Genomic DNA, 3,395 nt, shown 5'->3' with positions numbered 1-3,395 from the left:
GCGTACTAATAAAGTACCGACAACTGCCCCCACAAGGGTAGCACGTCCCCCCACAGCCACCCAAATCACCATTTCAATGGAAAAAGCCACATCCATAGAGTTAGGAGTGATAATTCCCGTTTGCACCGTATAAAGAGCGCCGGCAACACCAGCAATCGCCCCAGAAATGGCAAAAACTAACACCTTAAACCAAGTAGGATCATAACCGGAAAAACGGACACGCACCTCATCATCGCGAATGGCGACTAACAAGCGCCCAAATCTGCCGGTAGTTAACCAACGACAGAGCAGATAAATAGCCAGTAAACAGACAATTGTGAGTAAATAAAAGGCCACTTGAACGGCATCGGAACCCACCAGCAAACCGAAAATTGTTTGGGTATCGGTTTTTAAGCCATTAGTGCCGTTAATTAACTTTTGTTGGCCGTTAAAAAAGTTAAAAAATACCAGTAAAGCCGCTTGGGTCAAAATCGAGAAATAAACCCCTTTAATGCGATTGCGGAAGATTAAATAACCTAATAATCCCGCCATGATCGCCGGTACGATAATTAGGGCTATAATTGTCAAAGGTAGGGAATAAAAAGGTTGCCAAACAAAAGGTAATTCTGTCACCCCGTAGAGGGTAAAAAATTCGGGCAGTTGTCCCGGTGGTAACTGAAGATTTAGGTACATGGCCAAAGCGTAACCACCGAGGGCAAAAAAGATGCCATGACCAAGACTTAATAAACCCGTATAACCCCAGATTAAATCTATCCCCAAAGCGACAATAGCGAGGGAAAGAAATCGCCCCAATAAACGCAAACGGAAAGCCGACAAAGCTAAGGGCAGTAACACCGCAAAGATGACCACTAAACCAACAATAACAGCGATTTCCGTGATTAACTTTTTCTTTTCCCGTTGTCGGGATTCGTTTCTAGTGATGGTTTCGGTAATCATAATCTATAACTCGGCAGTACGTCCTTTAGGAGGAAAAATTCCCGCAGGTTTGAATTGCAAGAAAGCAATAATTAAAGCAAAAATCATCACTTTTGCCATGCTAGTGGTGGAGAAAAAGGTGAAGAAATCCGTTAGGGGTTTTAGTGCTTCTACGGAACCAAAAATCAGGGCAAAAGTTCCCGAACCAATTAAATAATTAGCCACACCGATGGCCATAGCTGCGATAATAGTTCCCAGGAGATTACCCACTCCCCCCACCACCACTACCATGAAGGTATCAACGATATAATTTTGTCCCACGTTTGGACCGACGGAACCCAAAAAACTAATCGCACAACCGGCAACTCCAGCTAATCCCGAACCGAGGGCAAAAGTCAAAGCATCCACTTGATTTGTCGGAATGCCTAAACAGGCACTCATCTGGCGATTTTGGGTGACGGCACGAATGCGTAAACCCCAAGAAGATTTATTTAAAAACCAATAGGTTCCTAACAAACAAAGGGCAGTCAAAATGATAATAAATAGACGGGTGTAGGGCATTTGAAACCCGGGTAAAGGTAAACCTCCCCGTAACCAAGCAGGAGCCGTGACATCGACGTTTCTGGCACTAAACCAGGGTCGAGCGAGAACCGGATTAAAAGATAAAAGATAGCCTAATAATCCAGCGATAGCTAGGGATAAAGGCAGGGTGACACCGATAGCTAAATTGCGAATTCTCTCCCAATCTAGGCGACGACTTAACAGCGTCATCGCCCCAAAAAATAACAGACAGAAAACTATTAAACTAATTACTAATAAGCCGTTGACACTTCTGACAAATTGCTGCAGAATTAAGCTAACTCCCCAAGTGGCCAGCAGCGTTTCTAGGGGTCTGCCATAGAGGAACCTAATCACCCCCCTTTCTAATAATAATCCCGCCAATCCCGACACTAAAAAAGCGATCGGTAGGGCGAATAAAACATAAGTATCAAAGAGGGGAGAACCGAAACCTTTAAAGATATTCTGCACCACAAAAGTACTGTAGGCCCCTAACATCATTAACTCACCGTGAGCGAGATTAATCACCCCCATCAGTCCAAAGACAATCGCTAGTCCTAAAGCGGCCAGCAATAGCACAGAACCGATGCTAATACCATTAAACAATCCTTCCAATAATGCTGACACTTTTCGTTATTCCTGTGCATTTTTAAGCTTTAAAAAGTGGGGTGAACAGTAATGCCCACCTCACTCTCGTTACTGTCTGGAAAAATTCCTAAAACTAGGATTTTTCCATTTTGAATTTACCGCCCTTGGCCGGATCCGTCCAGTCACAGGCAAAGCCCTTAGTTTCGGGGACAAATTGGTTCCAAGGTTGCGGATCCACTACCCCCGGAGTTGACCAAACGATGTCAAATAGACCATCATCTCTCACCTGACCAATGCGGACGGTTTTGGAGATATGATGATTGGGGAACATTTCCACCGGTCCTTCGGGAGCATCGAATTTTTGTCCCACGGCCGCGGCGCGAACTTTGTCGAGATCATCGGCGGTTGCCGCTTGTTCTACCGCTTGCTTCCAGAGATAGACCATGATGTAGGCCGCCTCCATCGGGTCGTTAGTGACGCGCTCCTGACCGAATTTAGCTCGAAAAGCCTCAACAAATTTTTTGTTAGCGGGGGTATCTACGGTTTGGAAATAGTTCCAACAAGCGTACTGACCGAGGAGATATTCCTTACCGATTTGTTTAACTTCTTCCTCAGCAACACTCACCGACATGACCGGATATTTATCGGGAGTTAAACCGGCCGCTTGCAGTTGTTTAAAGAAAGCCACGTTACTGTCACCGTTGAGGGTGTTGAAAATAACGCCACCATCGGGTAAAGCTTGCTTAATTTTGGTGATAATCGGGGTAACTTCCGTGTTACCTAGGGGTAGGTAGTCTTCGCCCACGGTTTCGCCGCCTTTCGCCTTTAACTGCTCTTTAATAATCGTGTTGGCGGTGCGGGGAAAAACGTAGTCGGAACCGACGAGGAAGAATTTTTTCCCTTTATTTTCCAGCAACCAAGTCACTGCCGGCTCGATCTGTTGGTTGGGGGCAGCACCAGTGTAGAAGATATTTCTAGAACACTCTTGACCCTCGTACTGGACGGGATACCAGAGCATATGGTTTTTGGCTTCAAACACGGGTAAAACTGCCTGACGACTGGCGGAAGTCCAACAACCGAAGACAGTCACAACTTTGTCCTGATCGATCAGTTTGGTGGCTTTTTCGGTAAAAGTTGGCCAATCGGAAGCGCCATCTTCCACCACTGCCTCGATCTGTTTACCAAGAACACCACCGGCGGCATTGATTTCCTCGATCGCCAGTTTTTCCGCATCAACTACGCTGGTTTCACTGATGGCCATGGTGCCACTGAGGGAGTGCAGAATACCCACCTTAATCGTCTCTCCAGAGGCTGGGGCGGGACTAGCAGCCGGG

3 protein-coding genes are annotated in these 3,395 nt (G+C 46.2%); all 3 read right to left on the bottom strand.

The genetic code is table 11. The annotated features are described in order from the left end of the window. A partial coding sequence (urtC, locus tag PX484_RS03440) for an urea ABC transporter permease subunit UrtC (protein WP_288102864.1) occupies window positions 1-936 on the bottom strand: 936 nt, incomplete at its 3' end. A 3-nt stretch (window positions 937-939) separates the two neighbouring features. Next, window positions 940-2,100: an ABC transporter permease subunit gene (locus tag PX484_RS03435; protein ID WP_287666349.1), complete on the bottom strand. Its 1,161-nt coding sequence runs from the start codon at window positions 2,098-2,100 to the stop codon at window positions 940-942. 94 nt (window positions 2,101-2,194) lie between these two features. Then, window positions 2,195-3,395, bottom strand: a 1,201-nt coding sequence (gene urtA, locus PX484_RS03430; protein ID WP_288102862.1) for an urea ABC transporter substrate-binding protein, incomplete at its 5' end; no start/stop codon positions are given.

This window comes from Microcystis sp. M49636_WE2 (assembly GCF_030065375.1).
Taxonomy (GTDB): Bacteria; Cyanobacteriota; Cyanobacteriia; order Cyanobacteriales; family Microcystaceae; genus Microcystis; species Microcystis aeruginosa_C.
Note: the sequence above shows the minus strand (reverse complement) of the source record. Positions and strands in the feature narration are given on the sequence as shown.